Annotated in this window: 16 protein-coding genes and 1 pseudogene; 1 reads left to right on the top strand and 16 read right to left on the bottom strand. The window is 52.9% G+C overall.

Annotated elements, in window-relative coordinates; genetic code table 11:
* The 14 genes and pseudogenes from Q0X64_RS11870 to ileS all read right to left on the bottom strand — a co-directional run.
* Nucleotides 1–184: pseudogene (locus Q0X64_RS11870) on the bottom strand (cytochrome c oxidase accessory protein CcoG); the annotation flags it as partial.
* Nucleotides 185–467: 283 nt separating this feature from the next.
* On the bottom strand, nucleotides 468–1,394 hold the full coding sequence (gene ccoP, locus Q0X64_RS11865) for a cytochrome-c oxidase, cbb3-type subunit III (protein ID WP_297813268.1): 927 nt from the start codon (nucleotides 1,392–1,394) through the stop codon (nucleotides 468–470).
* The gene (locus tag Q0X64_RS11860) at nucleotides 1,384–1,554 is read right to left on the bottom strand and encodes a cbb3-type cytochrome c oxidase subunit 3 (protein ID WP_297813265.1); all 171 of its coding nucleotides are present in this window, start codon (nucleotides 1,552–1,554) and stop codon (nucleotides 1,384–1,386) included. Before Q0X64_RS11860 ends, ccoP begins: the two co-directional genes overlap by 11 nt.
* Before the next feature lie 34 nt (nucleotides 1,555–1,588).
* Nucleotides 1,589–2,269, bottom strand: coding sequence for a cytochrome-c oxidase, cbb3-type subunit II (gene ccoO / locus Q0X64_RS11855; protein ID WP_297813262.1), 681 nt, complete (start codon nucleotides 2,267–2,269; stop codon nucleotides 1,589–1,591).
* A 9-nt stretch (nucleotides 2,270–2,278) separates the two neighbouring features.
* The gene (gene ccoN / locus Q0X64_RS11850; protein WP_297813259.1) at nucleotides 2,279–3,703 is read right to left on the bottom strand and encodes a cytochrome-c oxidase, cbb3-type subunit I; all 1,425 of its coding nucleotides are present in this window, start codon (nucleotides 3,701–3,703) and stop codon (nucleotides 2,279–2,281) included.
* A 375-nt stretch (nucleotides 3,704–4,078) separates the two neighbouring features.
* The gene (locus tag Q0X64_RS11845) at nucleotides 4,079–4,474 is read right to left on the bottom strand and encodes an MTH938/NDUFAF3 family protein (protein ID WP_297813256.1); all 396 of its coding nucleotides are present in this window, start codon (nucleotides 4,472–4,474) and stop codon (nucleotides 4,079–4,081) included.
* 9 nt (nucleotides 4,475–4,483) lie between these two features.
* Nucleotides 4,484–4,774: an integration host factor subunit beta gene (locus Q0X64_RS11840; protein WP_297813254.1), complete on the bottom strand. Its 291-nt coding sequence runs from the start codon at nucleotides 4,772–4,774 to the stop codon at nucleotides 4,484–4,486.
* 111 nt (nucleotides 4,775–4,885) lie between these two features.
* Nucleotides 4,886–6,562: a 30S ribosomal protein S1 gene (gene rpsA, locus Q0X64_RS11835; protein ID WP_297813252.1), complete on the bottom strand. Its 1,677-nt coding sequence runs from the start codon at nucleotides 6,560–6,562 to the stop codon at nucleotides 4,886–4,888.
* Nucleotides 6,563–6,669: 107 nt separating this feature from the next.
* Nucleotides 6,670–7,338 carry a (d)CMP kinase gene (gene cmk / locus Q0X64_RS11830; protein WP_297813250.1) on the bottom strand — a complete coding sequence of 223 codons (669 nt, stop codon included), beginning with the start codon at nucleotides 7,336–7,338 and terminating at the stop codon, nucleotides 6,670–6,672.
* Nucleotides 7,331–8,650 carry a 3-phosphoshikimate 1-carboxyvinyltransferase gene (gene aroA / locus Q0X64_RS11825; protein WP_297813248.1) on the bottom strand — a complete coding sequence of 440 codons (1,320 nt, stop codon included), beginning with the start codon at nucleotides 8,648–8,650 and terminating at the stop codon, nucleotides 7,331–7,333. The genes cmk and aroA overlap by 8 nt, the downstream gene beginning before the upstream one ends.
* Before the next feature lie 15 nt (nucleotides 8,651–8,665).
* A complete protein-coding gene (locus Q0X64_RS11820; RefSeq protein WP_297813245.1) occupies nucleotides 8,666–9,553 on the bottom strand; it encodes a prephenate dehydrogenase/arogenate dehydrogenase family protein in 888 nt (295 codons plus the stop codon).
* Nucleotides 9,553–10,647 (bottom strand): histidinol-phosphate transaminase, encoded by a 1,095-nt coding sequence (gene hisC, locus Q0X64_RS11815; RefSeq protein ID WP_297813242.1) that lies wholly within the window; start codon nucleotides 10,645–10,647, stop codon nucleotides 9,553–9,555. The genes Q0X64_RS11820 and hisC overlap by 1 nt, the downstream gene beginning before the upstream one ends.
* Nucleotides 10,644–11,111, bottom strand: a complete 468-nt coding sequence (gene lspA, locus Q0X64_RS11810) for a signal peptidase II (protein WP_297813297.1) — start codon at nucleotides 11,109–11,111, stop codon at nucleotides 10,644–10,646. Before lspA ends, hisC begins: the two co-directional genes overlap by 4 nt.
* Before the next feature lie 5 nt (nucleotides 11,112–11,116).
* Nucleotides 11,117–13,918 carry an isoleucine--tRNA ligase gene (gene ileS, locus Q0X64_RS11805; RefSeq protein WP_297813239.1) on the bottom strand — a complete coding sequence of 934 codons (2,802 nt, stop codon included), beginning with the start codon at nucleotides 13,916–13,918 and terminating at the stop codon, nucleotides 11,117–11,119.
* 189 nt (nucleotides 13,919–14,107) lie between these two features.
* On the opposite strand from ileS, the gene Q0X64_RS11800 reads away from it, so the two are divergent.
* Nucleotides 14,108–14,404, top strand: a complete 297-nt coding sequence (locus tag Q0X64_RS11800) for a DUF3579 domain-containing protein (protein WP_297813235.1) — start codon at nucleotides 14,108–14,110, stop codon at nucleotides 14,402–14,404.
* A 3-nt stretch (nucleotides 14,405–14,407) separates the two neighbouring features.
* Here Q0X64_RS11800 and Q0X64_RS11795 read toward each other — a convergent pair whose 3' ends face one another.
* Together Q0X64_RS11795 and Q0X64_RS11790 are read right to left on the bottom strand one after the other, a co-directional pair.
* A complete protein-coding gene (locus Q0X64_RS11795; protein WP_297813232.1) occupies nucleotides 14,408–14,860 on the bottom strand; it encodes a CBS domain-containing protein in 453 nt (150 codons plus the stop codon).
* A gap of 102 nt (nucleotides 14,861–14,962) precedes the next feature.
* Nucleotides 14,963–16,543, bottom strand: coding sequence for a peptide chain release factor 3 (locus Q0X64_RS11790; RefSeq protein WP_297813229.1), 1,581 nt, complete (start codon nucleotides 16,541–16,543; stop codon nucleotides 14,963–14,965).
* Nucleotides 16,544–16,546 lie beyond the last annotated feature (3 nt).

Genomic DNA, 16,546 nt, shown 5'->3' with positions numbered 1-16,546 from the left:
CCCAACGCAGGTAGGGACCGAGAAAGAAAAGCGACCAGACGGACATGCCCATCCATTTACGCAGCCGGAACCGTCCTTTCAGACGTTTGGCAACGACTTTCTCGCCGCCGGTGTTGACGTGCCAGTCAGCCACATCGTCATAGATTGCCGACGTGTCGATCACCACTTCCTGCTGCTCAGACATGAATGAGACCTTAATGAAGTTGGGGAGTCAGACTAAAAACCAGTAAAACAAATACGGGATTGAGATAAAAAAGCCGGCCTGGGCCGGCTTTCTGAGGCATGAGCCTATCAGTCCTGAGCTTTGTCATCACCTATCTGTCTGAGAACACGATAGGCAATCACGCCCACCACAAGTATGGAAATCACCACACTGGCGATGGCGCCAATAACAACCGCATCAAATCCCATTATTTGTTTCCTCCGTCAGAGAGATCGACGGCCCCGGTGAGCGGGGCCAGGTTTAATTACTGTCCGCCACCAAACTGGTGGACATAAACGGCGAGTTTCTTGATTTCAGTCTCGGTCAGACGCTGGGTCTCGGTACCGTCATACTCCGGTTCTTCTTCCCACTTCAATGCTTCCAGCTTGACGGCCAGTTTTTCGTTCCAGCCCGGCATCACAGCGACACGAGTTTGTGGATCGGAGGGGTCATTCACACCATGCAGGATAGTGTGACGGATTTCCTCTTCTTCACCTGAAAAACGCCAGATCTGATCAGTCAGGTTCGCTGAACCCAATTGCTGAATACCTTTACCATCAGCGCCGTGGCAACCAACACAGCCCTTGTCGTTAAACAGCTTCCAGCCTGCCTCAGTCGCCTTACCGTCAGCAGCATTCATCACAAACTGCACCAGACCATCCACTTCTTCAGGTTTGAGTGTGTCTTTATGTGCCATCATCATGCCCTGACGACCTTTGGCCAGCGTTTCAACAATCGTGTTGACATCACCGCCGTAAAGCCAGTCGTCATCCGCCAGGATAGGATAACCGGAGCCTTTGGCAGGAATACCACCCGTGCCGTGGCAGGCGGCACAGTTGTCACCGTAAAGCACTTTACTGGAACCAACCGCGTAATTACGCATTTCGGTATCAGCGAGGATTTCCTCGACTGACATGTCAGCCAGCTTGTTTTCAAACGGTGCCCTTTTGGCTTCAACTTCGGCCAGGTTTTCTTTGTACTCTTTGATCTGTGTCCAGCCCAGCAGACCTTTGGTGCTCTCATTCACCAGGGGCAGAGACGGATAAAGAATAAAATAAACCAGTACCAAGAGGCCGCTCAGGTAGAGCGCATTGGTCCACCAGCGTGGGGGTTCATTTTCAAGCTCACGAATACCATCCCATTCATGGCCAGTATCAGGAACCTCATTAGGGTTATTTTTATTATCTGCCATCTCTTTTCTCCGAATTTGTCTCGTCATCGTCCAGCGGCATGGTACGGTGGGACTCAATTTTATCTTTGTTTTTCGGGTTCAAAACCCAGATATAAAGCCCCAACATCAGCAGAAAGATCACTACCGTAAATACCAGGCCGAACCAGTCGGTGACGGTCATTGCACTCCAATCAGTGTGAAAATATTCCTGGAGTTTACTCACGATAATCTCTGCCTGGCTCGAATTTCACCATGGTACCGAGAACCTGAAGATAGGCGACCAGCGCCTGCATTTCGGTTTTACCCTCAACCGCTTCTGCAGCACCGTTGATCTGCTCGTCGGTGTAAGGGACGCCCAAGGCTTTCATCGCACGCAGGCGTTTTTCGATACCTACCCCATCCACGGTGGCATCATCCAGCCATGGGTAGTTAGGCATGACTGACTCAGGTACGACTGAACGAGGTTCACGCAAATGCTGAATATGCCAGGCATCGGAATACTTGCCGCCGACACGGGCCAGATCAGGGCCGGTCCGTTTGGAACCCCACTGGAACGGATGGTCGTATTTGGATTCCACCGCCAAAGAGTAATGGCCGTAACGATCTTTTTCATCGCGGAATGGGCGTACCATTTGTGAGTGACACAGGTAACAACCTTCACGCTGATAAATATCACGTCCGGCCAGTTCCAGCGCGGTGTAAGGACGCACCCCTTTCAGCTCTTCATACTCAGGGTAGACATCATCTTCAAAGGTGGTGTCGAGATAAAACAGCGGTACGATTTCAACAATACCACCGACCGAGACCACCAATGCAGTGGCCAGCACCAGCGCCCAGATATTTTTTTCCAGTTTCTCCTGGAAGGTAACTGGTTTATTAGAATTATGATCAGACATTCCAGTCTCCTAAATATTAGCTGCTGTGGCCATCTCGGGAGATGGTTTGGCAATAGCACGGCGGATGGTAACAGTGACGTTAAACAGCATCACACAGGCACCGAGGAAGAAAATCAGACCGCCGACGGCACGCATCGCATAATACGGATGCATCTGAGCGACAGATTCGACGAAAGTATAGGCCAGATTGCCGTATTCATCATAAGCACGCCACATCAGACCCTGCATGATGCCGGACACCCACATTGCGGTGATGTAGATCGCGGTACCTACGGTCGCCATCCAGAAGTGAATATTGACCAGGCGTGATGAGTAAATTTTGGTCGCCCACAGTTTTTCCACCATGTGGTAGAGCGCACCGATAGAGACCATCGCCACCCAGCCCAGCGCACCAGAGTGAACGTGACCAATGGTCCAGTCAGTGTAGTGCGACAAAGCATTAACGGTTTTCGATGCCATGACCGGACCTTCAAAGGTAGACATCGCATAAAACGCCAGCGATACGATAAGGAAACGCAGGGTGTAGTCGGTCCTCAGTTTATCCCAGGCACCGCTGAGGGTGAACATACCGTTGATGGCACCACCCCAGGACGGAATAATCATGGCCAGAGAGATAGCCGCGCCCAGAGAACCGGTCCAGTCAGGCAGCGCAGTATATTGAAGGTGGTGAGCACCCAGCCAGACGTAGCCGAATACCAGCGCCCAGAAGTGAATCACCGATAGACGGTAGGAATAGACCGGGCGATTAGCCTGCTTGGGAACAAAGTAATACATGATGCCCAAAAAGCCCGCAGTCAGGAAGAAACCCACTGCGTTATGGCCCCACCACCATTGGATCATGGCATCCTGTACCCCGGCGAAGATGGAATAGGATTTGAACAGTTCAACCGGGATCGCCAAGCTGTTGACCACGTGGAGGTAGGTAATCATGATCATCATTGCCAGAAAGAACCAGTTCGCCACGTAGATGTGCGAGTTTCTGCGGATAGAAATGGTCATGATGAAGTTGAACGTGTAGGCCAGCCAGACTACAGCAATCAGAATATCAATCGGCCATTCCAGCTCGGCATATTCTTTAGACTGGGTAAAGCCCAGAGGCAGAGTGATAAAGGCACTCAGGATAACAAGGTTCCAGCCCCAGAAGGTGAACCAGGCCATTTTGTTACTCCACAGGCTGGTGCCACAGGTTCTTTGCACTACGTAATACGCCGTGGCCATCAGTGTGGAGCCACCAAAGGCAAAAATCACCGTGTTGGTGTGCACCGGACGCAGACGCCCGAAACTGATATAAGGATTGTCAAAGTTCAGAATTGGCCAGGCCAGTTCCGAGGCGAGATAGACACCAACGCCGGTGCCGATGACCAGATAGAGACACGCCATATAGGCGAACCACTTGACCACCTGAAAGTTATACTGCTGCTGTTCCGCTTGCATAGCGACCACACCTTCTCTCTTTGGAAAACTCTGTCCCGATGCCCTTATAATTTTGTCGGCCTCAAGACCCTTTTCTTCACACGCAATAGATAAAGCACCCTGAATTTTACAGTAAAGTCGCCTCTCACTGCTGTCACTGTCTTGATCTGGATCAAACAGCAAGCAAATTTGCAGCGATCTTGTCGTGGCTTATTTATTGATGCAACCGAGAATTTTCCTAAGAACCGCGAAGGTGGTCAAGTTCTAACCAGCGGTTTTACCCCTGCTTGTCATGGCAGCTATAAAAAAAACAAATACTTAGCATGCTCAATTAAGGAAAAATCAATGATAGCAGCGGCTTCTGCCGTTGATTTTTCAGGCAGAGTGCGGACGGATTCACACCGCGTCAAAACTCACTGCAAGCAGTGCCTTGCGTTGTTCACTGACCAGGAGATTGAAGGTGCGGCAGGCAGCGCCCAGTTCCATGAACTCGACACCGATGTGAGACAGCATCAGTTTCTGGGCAATGTTTTGAAACTCGATGCACAGACCAGAGCCAGTAGCAAATATAATGACTTCCGGCGCCAATTGCTCAAGTTCAGCCAGTTGGCTGGCGGTGATGGATTGAATATCTGAGACTGACCATTCGCTAATCAGCTGATCGCGGGTCAGAATAAAATTAGACCCGACTGTATCGAGCCGGGTCTGATGTTGGGGACGAATAACCACTTGGTCATTGTCGTATGAGTGGATTTGGTTAAATTCACTAACCGCTTCCTGACTCAGTTTCATAAGCTACGGCTAAAAACCGGCCGCATCGTTGACCCGGTCTCGCAGTTCCTTGCCGGGTTTGAAATGCGGGACAAATTTTTCGTCCAGCTTGACTGACTCACCGCTTTTGGGATTACGACCAACACGCGGCGGTCTGTGGTGCAGTGTAAAACTGCCAAAACCGCGGATCTCGATGCGATCACCTTGGGACAGGCTGTCGCTCATTTGTTCGAGGATCAGTTTCACTGCCAGCTCAACATCACGGTAATTCAAAAGAGATTGTTTGTCAGATAATGCTTCTATCAAATCTGATTTGGTCATGTCTTTATTGTTCCTGGAATAATGCACCAAACACCGGTGTTAAGAAGGGAGGCTTTGGGAGGTAAAAGTCATGCACCCGGCGAGCCGGGTGCATGCTTTTCAGCAAGACAATTAGCTGTCTTTCTGATCCATTTGCTCTTTCAGCAAATCACCCAAAGTGGTGTTGCCGCTGTTGGATACATTGCTGTATTCCTTAACGGCTTCTGCTTCTTCCTTCTCGTCCTTGGCTCTGATTGATAGGTTCAGGGTGCGATCTTTACGCGACATGCCGGTAAATTTCGCTTCAACCTCATCACCGATGTTCAGAACTTTGCTGGCATCATCGATACGCTCACGCGCGATATCAGCAGCGCGGATGTAACCTTCCACACCATCAGCCAGTTCTACATTGGCACCACGTGCATCAACAGCGGTAACGGTACCGTTGACGATGCTGCCACGTGGGTGTTCAGACAGGAATGAAGAGAACGGGTCGTCCTGCAGTTGCTTGATACCCAGCGAGATACGCTCACGCTCAGGATCAATAGCCAGAACCACGGCTTCCACATCATCGCCTTTCTTGAAGTCACGAATCAGTTCTTCGTTGTCTTCTTCCCAGGAAATATCAGACAGGTGAATCAGACCGTCGATACCGCCTTCCAGTCCAATGAAGATACCAAAGTCAGTGATTGACTTGATAGCACCGGTGACTTTGTCACCCTTGTTATGAGTCATGGCAAACTCTTCCCAAGGATTGGCCTGGCACTGTTTGATACCCAGTGAAATACGACGGCGCTCAGCGTCGATGTCCAGCACCATGACTTCAACTTCATCGCCCAGGGCGACCAGTTTAGATGGGTGAACGTTCTTGTTGGTCCAGTCCATTTCTGACATATGAACCAGGCCTTCAACGCCATCTTCGATTTCAACAAAGCAACCGTAGTCAGCGATGTTGGTGACTTTACCGTGAATACGGGTGCTGTTCGGATAACGACGTGCGATATCTTTCCAAGGATCGTCACCCATTTGTTTCAGACCCAGAGAAACACGCTCACGCTCTTTATCAAATTTCAGAACCTGAATTTCAATTTCGTCGCCGATGGCCACAACTTCAGAAGGATGCTTAACGCGTTTCCAAGCCATGTCAGTGATGTGCAGCAGGCCGTCGATGCCACCCAGATCAACAAAGGCACCGTAGTCAGTCAGGTTCTTAACGATACCTTTAACGACTTTACCTTCTTCCAGGGTTTCCAGCAGCGCTTCACGTTCGGCACTGTTTTCTTCTTCCATAATCGCACGGCGAGAAACAACGATGTTGTTGCGCGGGCGATCCAGTTTGATCAATTTGAATTCGAGTTCTTTACCTTCCAGGTGGGTGGTATCACGGATAGGACGGATATCCACCAGAGAGCCTGGCAGGAAGGCACGGATATTCTTAAGATCGACGGTGAAACCGCCTTTAACCTTACCGGAGATCATACCGTTAACGGTTTCACCGGCTTCATAGGCATGTTCCAATTTAGTCCAGGCTTCAGCCTGTTTAGCTTTGTCACGCGACAGTTGGGTCGCACCAAAGCCATCTTCCAGTGATTCCAGTGAAACATCGACCAGATCGCCGACGGAGACGGCAACGTCACCATTTTCATCAAGGAATTCTGAGACCGGAATCGCACCTTCAGATTTCAGACCGGCATTGACCATGACAACATCAGCACCAACATTGACTACCGTACCGGTAACAATCTTGCCTGGTTGCATTGGGGTTGAATTTAGACTCTCTTCAAAGAGATCAGCAAAGCTTTCGCTCATGTTCGTTATCCTTGACCCTGTGTTGAGAAACAGGATCACCAAAAGTTATCACCTGCGAGAAGCAGGATCGTTTTACATCCCGACCAGCATGGCCGACCGGGGCCAAATCACCTGTCAGCGCAAAATGCGCTAACCTGTTTGTAAACCGCATCAATCCCGAGTTCAGTAGAATCGAGGATAAGCGCACCCTCGGCCGGCCTTAGTGGGGCGACCTTGCGTTCGCTGTCTCGTCTGTCACGTTCGGAGATTTCTGCGATCAGATCAGAAAGGTTACTCTCAATTCCTTTCTGTTTCAACTGCTTATAACGTCTCTGCGCCCGTTCTTCGGCGCTCGCCGTCAGAAAAACTTTAAACGGCGCGTCAGGAAACACCACGGTGCCCATGTCGCGGCCGTCTGTCACCAGACCCGGCATTGTCCGGAAGTCGCGCTGTCTTTGCAACAAGGCGGCTCGAACCGGCGGCAGTGCCGCAACCCGCGAGGCAGCATTGCCGGCCGTTTCGCTGCGGATCAGCAAACTCACATCTTGCCCTTCCAGCATCACCTTGAGCTCGCCACCGGCCACGGTGAAACTGACATCCAGCGTTTGCGCCAGATCGGTCAGGGCAATCTCATCGTCCAGTTCTATATTGTGCTTCAGTGCAGCCTGTGCCAGCACCCGGTAAATCGCGCCACTATCCAGGTAATGCCAGCCCAGATCACGGGCAATCATCTGGGCAATGGTGCCTTTGCCAGAGCCGCTGGGGCCATCAATCGTCAGCACCGGAATATCACTCATCGATGACCTCAATATTTAGTCCCGCTTCACGAGCCAGTTCGACAAAGCCCGGAAATGACGTCGCCACATTGGCGCAGTCATTAATCTGAATCGATCCTCCAGCCTGCAAGGCGGCGATAGCGAATGACATGGCAATCCGGTGATCGCCGTGCCCCTCTACCTCGCCACTGCCGATCACACCGCCCTCTATCACAATGCCATCTGCCGTCGGCTCAGCATCAATACCCAGGATCTGCAAACCATCAGCCATCACCTGGATACGGTCGCTTTCTTTGACCCGCAGTTCCTCAGCGCCGGTCAGAACAGTCCGTCCTTCAGCACAGGCTGCAGCGATAAACAGCGCCGGGAATTCATCAATCGCCAGCGGCACCTGATCTTCAGGGATCTGAATCCCTCTGAGCGGCGCATATCTGACACGAATATCGGCCACCGGCTCACCGCCGGTTTCAGTCTCATTACTGAGGCTGATATCTGCTCCCATCAAATCAAGAATATTGATAACGCCAATGCGGGTTGAATTGATGCCCACATGTTTGAGGGTCACGTCGCTGCCCGGGGCGATCGCGGCCGCGACCATGAAGAAGGTCGCCGAGGAAATATCAGCAGGCACATCAATCCGACAGCCTTCAAGCTTGTGGCCGCCTTCAATGGTGACAGTGCTGCCATTCACGTCCAGCGGATAGCCCATGCCCTGCAGCATGCGTTCGGTATGATCACGAGTCGGTGCCGGTTCGGTGACCGAGGTTTTGCCCTCAGCGTACATGCCTGCCAGAAGCAAGCAGGATTTGACCTGGGCACTGGCCATAGGCAAATCGTAATCGATGCCTTTCAGCTTGTTACCACCCTGAATTTTCAGCGGCGGTTTGCCATCGCTGGTGCCGATTTCAGCGCCCATTAAAGCCAGCGGATCGGTGACCCGTTTCATGGGCCGAGCTGACAGTGACTTGTCACCGGTCAGGGTCACATCAAAGTCCTGCGCCGCCAGCAGCCCACTGAGCAAACGCATGGACGTCCCGCTGTTACCCAGATCCAGCTCGGCTTGGGGTGCTTTCAAGCCCTGCATGCCAACACCGTGGATAGTGACCTTACCCTTGTCAGGGCCGATGATTTCGACGCCCATAGCGCGAAAAGCGGACAAGGTGGCCAGGGCATCTTCGCCTTCCAGAAAGCCGGTGACCTCCGTTGTGCCCTCTGCCAGCGCGCCCAGCATAATGCTGCGGTGGGAGATAGATTTATCGCCGGGCACCCGCAATTCGCCCTGAATAACGCCGCCGGGATGGACAATAAATTTCTTGTTATTTTCGCCAGACACTGCTGCTTGGGCCTCTCAGACTTCGCTGTTGTCAATTAAATCGGGATCGGCAAACCGGCTGTCGCGGGCCTTTTTGGCACGGGAAAACACATCGATCAGGTAATCGCCATCACCATCACGGATGGCTTTTTCAATACGGTTCATGCCTTGGTGATATTGCTCGAGCAGTCCCAGGATCGCATCCCGGTTGCCCAGACAGATATCCCGCCACATCACGGCGTCACCGGAGGCAATACGGGAAAAATCACGGAAACCGCCGGCGGCATAACGCAGCACTTCATCACAATCATCACGTTCCGACAGCATGCCTACCAGGTTGAAAGCCAGCACATGCGGTAAATGGCTGGTTGCCGCCAACACCGTATCGTGATGATCGACCTGCATTTCAAACACTTCTGCTCCGGTCAGCTTCCACATTTGCTTGACCTTGGCAGTGGCTGCCGCATCAGTCTCAGCCACCGGCGTCAACACAATACGGTGGTCTTTGTATAATTCGGCAAAGGCTGCAGCCGGACCGCTTTTTTCAGTACCGGCAATCGGATGACCCGGCACAAACTGGCGGAACTTGTCACCCAGCGCCTCGCGGGCCGCGTCAACAACCTGCGCTTTGGCGCTGCCGCCATCGGTGATAATGGCTTCCGGGTTTAAATGGCCGGCAATGCCGGCAAAGACCTCTGCCATCGCCCCCATGGGCACGGCGACGAAGATCATATCGGCATTTGCCACAGCGTCCGCCAACGAACTGGCTGCCTGATCAATAATGCCCAGTTCCAGCGCCTGCTGGCGGGCATCCTCACTGCGGGCATAGCCCACCACCTCATTCACGGCGCCCTTGCGCTTCAACGACAAAGCCAGCGAACCGCCGATCAGGCCAACACCAATAATTGCCAGACGATTAATCATCAGCTTCGTCCCAGCACGCTGGATAGCGCGTCCAGAAAACGCTGGTTTTCCTCGGCACGGCCGATACTGACCCGCAAATGCTGCGGCAAGCCATAGCCGGCGACAGGTCTGACAATGACGCCCTCGTAAAGCAGATCGTCATAGACTTCAGCGGCATTGGACTGCACGTTGACCGCAATAAAGTTGCCTTTGGAGGGAATAAAGCTCAAATCCAACTGCTCAAAACCGGCGATCAGTTGTTTCATGCCTGCCTGATTCAGATCACGTGACTGCTGCAGGTAAGTCTCGTCACCCAGCGCGGCAACAGCCGCGGCCTGGGCCAGACTGTTGGCATTGAATGGCTGACGAATACGGTTGAGTAAATCGGCTACTTCCGGGTGCGACAACGCATAGCCAATACGCAGACCGGCCAGGCCATAGGCCTTGGAGAAAGTACGGGTGATGACCAGGTTGTGGTAATCATGTAACCAGTCAACGGCATGATGCTGCTGGTCGAGATACTCGACGTAAGCTTCATCCAGCACGACCAGCACCTGCTCCGGTACTTTTTCCAGAAATGCCAGGATCTCATCAGCTTCAACCCAGGTTCCGGTCGGATTATTCGGATTAGCAATAAAGACCAGCTTGGTACGGCTGTTAATCGCTGCCAGCATGGCGTCCAGATCATGACCATAATCTTTAGCCGGTACAGCAACGCCAGTGGCACCAATCGCTTTGGTCGCCAGCGGATAGACGGCAAAAGCATGTTCGGAGAACACGACTTCATCGCTCTTGCCGGCAAAGGCCCTAGCCAGTAATTCCAGCACATCGTTGGACCCGTTACCCAGGGTGATTTGCTCCGGGGCCAGCTGCAGCTTTTCAGCCAGTGCCATTTTCAGCGCATAGCCATTGCCGTCGGGATAGCGGGTCATTTCCTTGGATGCCTTGGCCACCGCCGCTAATGCCGCCTTGGAAGGCCCCAGCGGATTTTCATTGGAAGCCAGCTTGATGACATCACGCACGCCATATTGACGCTGCAATTCTTCGATCGGCTTACCGGGCACATAGGGTTGCAGTTCGGCGACACCGCTGACTGCCAGGTCACAAAAACTCATTGTGGCTCCGTTTTGTTTCTGAAGCTGTCCAAAATTAATAGCACCGCACCAATACAAATCGCCGAGTCAGCAATGTTGAAGGCTGGCCAGTGATAGCTGCCGTAATAAACATCCAGAAAATCGATCACATAACCATAAATCAAGCGGTCGATCACATTGCCTAACGCCCCGCCCAGAATCAAAGCCAGCGAGGTGGCTTCCAGCTTGGCATGGGCCGGCAGGCGTTTTAGCCAGATTGTCAGCACGATACTGATAGTCACTGCCAGCAACACAAAAAACCAGCGCTGCCAGCCCCCGGCCGAAGCCAGAAAACTGAACGCCGCGCCATAGTTATGTGCCAGCGTAAAATTGAAAAACGGCACAACTTCAACCGTCTGGTGCAATTCCAGCCAATGGACCATGAACGACTTAGTCAACTGATCCAGCACGATCACCAGCGCCGACAGGTTTAACCATTTCAGCATCATCATCAGGCGAAGCGGCGCTGCTCGCCCTCTCCTTCGATATTATTGATGCAGCGGCCACAAAGCTCCGGATGTGCCGGGTCTTGCCCTACTGATTCAACCTGATGCCAGCAGCGATCACAACGCTTGTGGGCAGAGGCCGCGATAGTAACGGACAGGCCTCCAAGCGCAGTATCAACTGCTTCAGCAGGCTTGTCAGCAAGCGGTTTCAGATTGGCCTGGGAAGTGATCAACACAAAGCGAAGTTCGTCTTCCAACTTATCCAGTTTGGCAAACAGGGCTTCATCAGCATAAAGCGTGACTTCTGCAGTCAGGCCGCCCTTGATATGACCGGCATTACGCTGGTTTTCCAGTTCTTTAGCTACCGCATCACGCACTTCAAACACCTGGTTCCAGAACGCCAGATCAAACTGGCTGTCGGCATCCATTGCGACCAGTTGGTCGTACCAGGTATTGAGCACGACCGACTCATTACGCTCACCCGGCAGGTAAGACCAAAGCTCATCAGCAGTGAAGCTTAAGATAGGCGCAATCCAGCGGACCAGGGCTTCCAGGATGTGATACATCGCGGTTTGTGAGCTGCGACGCGCCACACTGTCGGCCTGCATGGTGTACTGGCGGTCCTTGGTGATATCCAGGTACAGGCTGCCCATTTCATTGGCACAGAAGTTATGCACCTTCTGGTAGATCTGATGGAACTGGTAGCTGTCGTAGGCTTTCAGAATATCCTGCTGAACCTGATAAGCCCGATCCAAAGCCCAGCGATCCAGTGGCAGCATTTTGTCGACCGCCAGCAGGTTGTCTGCCGGATCGAAATCACTCAGATTGGAGAGCAGGAAACGCGCGGTGTTACGGATACGGCGATAAGAGTCAGCGGTGCGCTTGAGGATCTCGTCCGAGACATGCATCTCGCCACTGTAATCGGTCGCTGCCACCCAAAGACGAATGATATCGGCGCCCAGGTTTTTCATCACCTTTTGTGGCGCGACCACATTGCCCTTGGATTTGGACATCTTCTTGCCTTCAGCATCCACGGTAAAGCCGTGGGTCAATACGCCTTTGTAGGGCGCGGCGCCGGTGGTCGCGACTGAGGTCAGCAAGGATGACTGGAACCAGCCGCGGTGCTGATCGCTGCCTTCCAGGTACAGATCAGCTGGACGGTTCAGATACTCACGGCGCGCCAACACACAGGCATGAGACACACCGGAATCGAACCAGACATCAAGTGTATCGCTGACCTTGTCATAGTCTGCAGCTTCATTACCCAGTAGCGTTTCGGCGTCCATTTCAAACCAGGCATCGATACCGTCGGCCTCGACTTTTTTTGCTACCTGTTCAATTAGGGATTCGGTATCTGGATGCAATTCGCCGGTTTGCTTGTGCACAAACAGCGGGATCGGTACGCCCCAGGTGCGCTGACGGGAGATACACCAGTCCGGACGGCCTTCAACCATACCTTCAATGCGTTTCTGGCCCCAGTCCGGCATCCACTCGGTATCGGCAATGGCTTTCATCGCCGCTTGGCGTAGGCCGTTCTGATCCATGCTGACAAACCACTGCGGCGTGGCACGGAAGATGATCGGCGTTTTATGACGCCAGCAGTGCGGATAGCTGTGATTCAGCTTTTCATGCGCCAGCAAAGCGCCTTTTTCCTGCAGCAAGTCAGTGATTTGCGGGTTGGCCTTGAACACCATTTCACCCGCAAACAGCGGCGTATCAGGCAGGAAACAGCCATTGCTACCGACTGGGTTGTCCACTTCCAGATCGTATTTCAGGCCCACCGTGTAGTCATCCTGACCGTGGCCGGGGGCGGTATGCACAGCACCGGTACCCCCATCACTGGTGACATGATCACCGAGGATCACCGGCACCTGGCGCTCATAAAACGGATGCTGCAATTGCAGGCCTTCAAACGCTTCGCCTTTAACCCGGGCAATCACCTCACCTTCCAGGCCGTAACGTTCCAGCGCGGCTTCATACAGGGCTTCTGCCAGCAGCAGGCGTTCATCGGCGGTTTGTACTACGACGTAGGTCAACTCAGGGTTGAGTGATACCGCCTGGTTGGCCGGCAGCGTCCACGGCGTGGTGGTCCAGATAGGCACATTAATCTCACCGTTGCCACTGACTCCGGCTGCCGTGTCGAAGGCTGTCGGATCAATGACTTTAAAGCGCACATCGATCGCCGGCGAGGTTTTATCTTCGTATTCGACTTCGGCTTCAGCCAGCGCTGAACCACAATCAACACACCAATGTACCGGCTTAACGCCTTTGTGCAGATGACCGGCTTTAATGATCTGGCCCAGGGTGCGGATGATATCGGCTTCAAAGCTGAAGTCCATGGTGAGATAGGGGTTATCCCATTCGCCGAGGACGCCTAAACGTTTAAAGTCTTCACGTTGGCCATCAACCTGTTTGGCCGCGTATTTGCGGCAGGCATCGCGGAATTCCTTGGGGCTGACTTTAACGCCCGGCTTGCCGACTTTTTTCTCGACATTGAGTTCAATCGGCAGACCGTGACAGTCCCAGCCCGGCACATAGGGCGCATCAAACCCACTCAGGGTTTTGGACTTCAGAATAATATCCTTGAGAATTTTATTGACCGCATGGCCGATATGAATGTCACCGTTGGCGTAGGGTGGTCCATCATGAAGAATAAACTGGGGACGGCCTTCGGCCTGCTCACGCAGCTTGTTATAAAGATCAATCTCCTGCCAGCGTGCCAGCGTTTGCGGTTCACGGTTGGGCAAACCGGCTTTCATCGGAAAGCCGGTCGCAGGTAAATTCAGTGTGTGTTTGTAGTCGGCCACAAGCTTCTCGTGTTGTCGAAAAACGAAAGCGGTAATTATACGGACTTTTTAGGCCACTGTTGACCCTTCCATTTATTGCCAGTAAATGCATGCAGGCTCAGAGCGGCCCCTGCCTGTGCTTATGCAAGGCGAGCGAATTACAGTAGAATGACGGTTTTATATCGTCTTATTCAGTTCGAGCTAGTCAATATGGCCACTTCGGAAAAGGTAATTATTCGCGGTTTGACCCGGGACGGCGGCAAATTCCGCCCCAGTGACTGGGCTGAACGATTGTGCGGTGCTGTGGCTTCCTACGGCCCGGGCCGGCGGATTATCTTTCATCCACATGTGAGTCTGGCGTCGATAGACGGTATTAAATGTGTGGTGGTGGATGCGGTGCTGGAACAGCAGGATGAAATGCTGTTCAACTTTCTGATGGAGTTTGCCGATGATAACAAGCTTCAGACCGAACGCACCACCCGGTTCCCGCTGGATGATAAAGCCTGAGGCTTATTGTTCGTGCTCGGCGTCGGGCCAGTTCTGGATGTAATTCTTCAGTAATTTGTTTTCAAACTTGGCTTTTTTCAGCAATTCTTCCACGATATCAGTAATGGATAACATGCCTTCCAGCCGGCCCTTGTAGACCACCGGCAGGTGGCGCACATTGTAATCCACCATGATGTTCATGCAGTCTTCCAAGCTGTCATCCGGTTCACAGACATAAGGATCCGGGGTCATGGCATCGCCCACAGTGACGGGACTCCACATCGCATGCTTCTGATGCAGAATGTTAAGCAGATCACGCTCGGACAGAATGCCGACCAGTTTGCCGGCATCATCAGTCACCACCAGTGAGCCGATACGGTGTTCCATCATCAGCATGACGGCCTTGTCCAGTGAATCCGATGGCGTTAAGCCAATAACCGGCTTGCCCTTGTTCTTGGTGATCGACCTGACTTTCATCCGTTCGTCCCTTTCAGCAAAATGCCTACTGTCATTCTGCTTGAGTTTTGCGAACAAAAGCAAGGGTCGCGCATCAGCCCGTTATCGGGCCGGAGCAGCCGGCTACAAATGTTCGCGGGTGGCGCGGAATTCGATATCCGGCCAGCGTTCGATGGTCAGATCCAGGTTAACGCGTGTGGGAGCAATATAAGTCAGATTCCCGGCACCGTCGTATGCGAGATTAGTGGATACTTTTTTCTTAAACTCTTCCAGCTTGCGCTCATCGTCGCAGTAGACCCAGCGCGCTGTGTGAACCTGTACTGGCTCGTAGGCACATTCGACGTTGTATTCGCCCTTGAGGCGGGATACCACAACATCAAACTGCAGCACACCGATCGCCCCCAGTATCAGGTCGTTATTATCCAGCGGCCTGAACAACTGGGTCGCGCCCTCTTCACTCAACTGGGTCAGGCCTTTGAGCAACGCTTTGTTCTTCATCGGATCTTTCAGCCGCACGCGGCGGAACAGTTCCGGCGCAAAGTAAGGGATGCCGGTGAACTGCAGCTCTTCACCCTGGGTGAAAGTATCGCCGATCTGGATGGTGCCATGGTTATGCAGCCCCAGAATATCGCCCGGCCAGGCTTCTTCCGCCTGTTCGCGCTCGGCGGCCATAAAGGTCACTGCGTTGGCAATGGTGACATCCTTGCCGATACGGGTTTGATGCAGCTTCATGCCCTTGCTGTATTTGCCACTGCAGACCCGCATAAAGGCGATGCGATCCCGGTGCTTGGGGTCCATATTGGCCTGGATTTTGAAAACAAAACCGCTGAACTTGTCCTCATCGGCGGCAACATCACGTGATTTAGTTTCGCGGGGTTGTGGCGCCGGGGCATACTCAACGAAGGAGTCCATCAACTCGGTAACACCAAAGTTATTCATCGCCGAGCCGAAAAATACCGGGGTCAGCTTGCCGGCCAGAAACTCATCCAGCTCAAAGTCATGACTGGCACCACGCACCAGTTCAATTTCTTCGCGCAGGTCTTCAGCTAAACTACCGAACAACTCATCCAACCGGGGATTATCCAGCCCCTGAATGATTTCTCCCGCTTCTTTACTGTGCGGCTCGAACAGGTGCACGCTGTCGTTGAGCAGATGGAAAATACCTTTAAAGCCCTTGCCCATACCAATCGGCCAGGTAATCGGTGCGCACTGGATGTTGAGAATGGTCTCTACTTCGTCCAGCAACTCAATGGGTTCGCGGCCTTCGCGGTCGAGTTTGTTGATAAAGGTCAGGATCGGCGTATCACGCAGACGGCACACTTCCATCAGTTTGATGGTGCGCTCCTCAACACCTTTTGCGCTGTCGATCACCATCAGCGCAGAATCCACTGCAGTCAGTGTCCGGTAAGTGTCTTCAGAGAAGTCGGCGTGGCCCGGTGTATCCAGCAGGTTAACGATACGGTCGTTATAGGGAAACTGCATCACCGACGAGGTCACCGATATGCCCCGCTCCTTCTCCATCTGCATCCAGTCGGAGGTGGCGTGCTTGTCGGTTTTGCGAGATTTGACGCTGCCCGCCATCTGGATGGCACCGCCGAAATACAGCAGTTTTTCGGTCAGCGTGGTCTTACCGGCGTCAGGGTGCGAGATAATCGCAAACGTACGACGCTGGCTGGCGGCTTCTTGGACGGGGCTGGATGACATTGA

It is taken from the genome of uncultured Methylophaga sp., from assembly GCF_947259025.1.
Lineage (GTDB): Bacteria > Pseudomonadota > Gammaproteobacteria > Nitrosococcales > Methylophagaceae > Methylophaga.
Note: the sequence above shows the minus strand (reverse complement) of the source record. Positions and strands in the feature narration are given on the sequence as shown.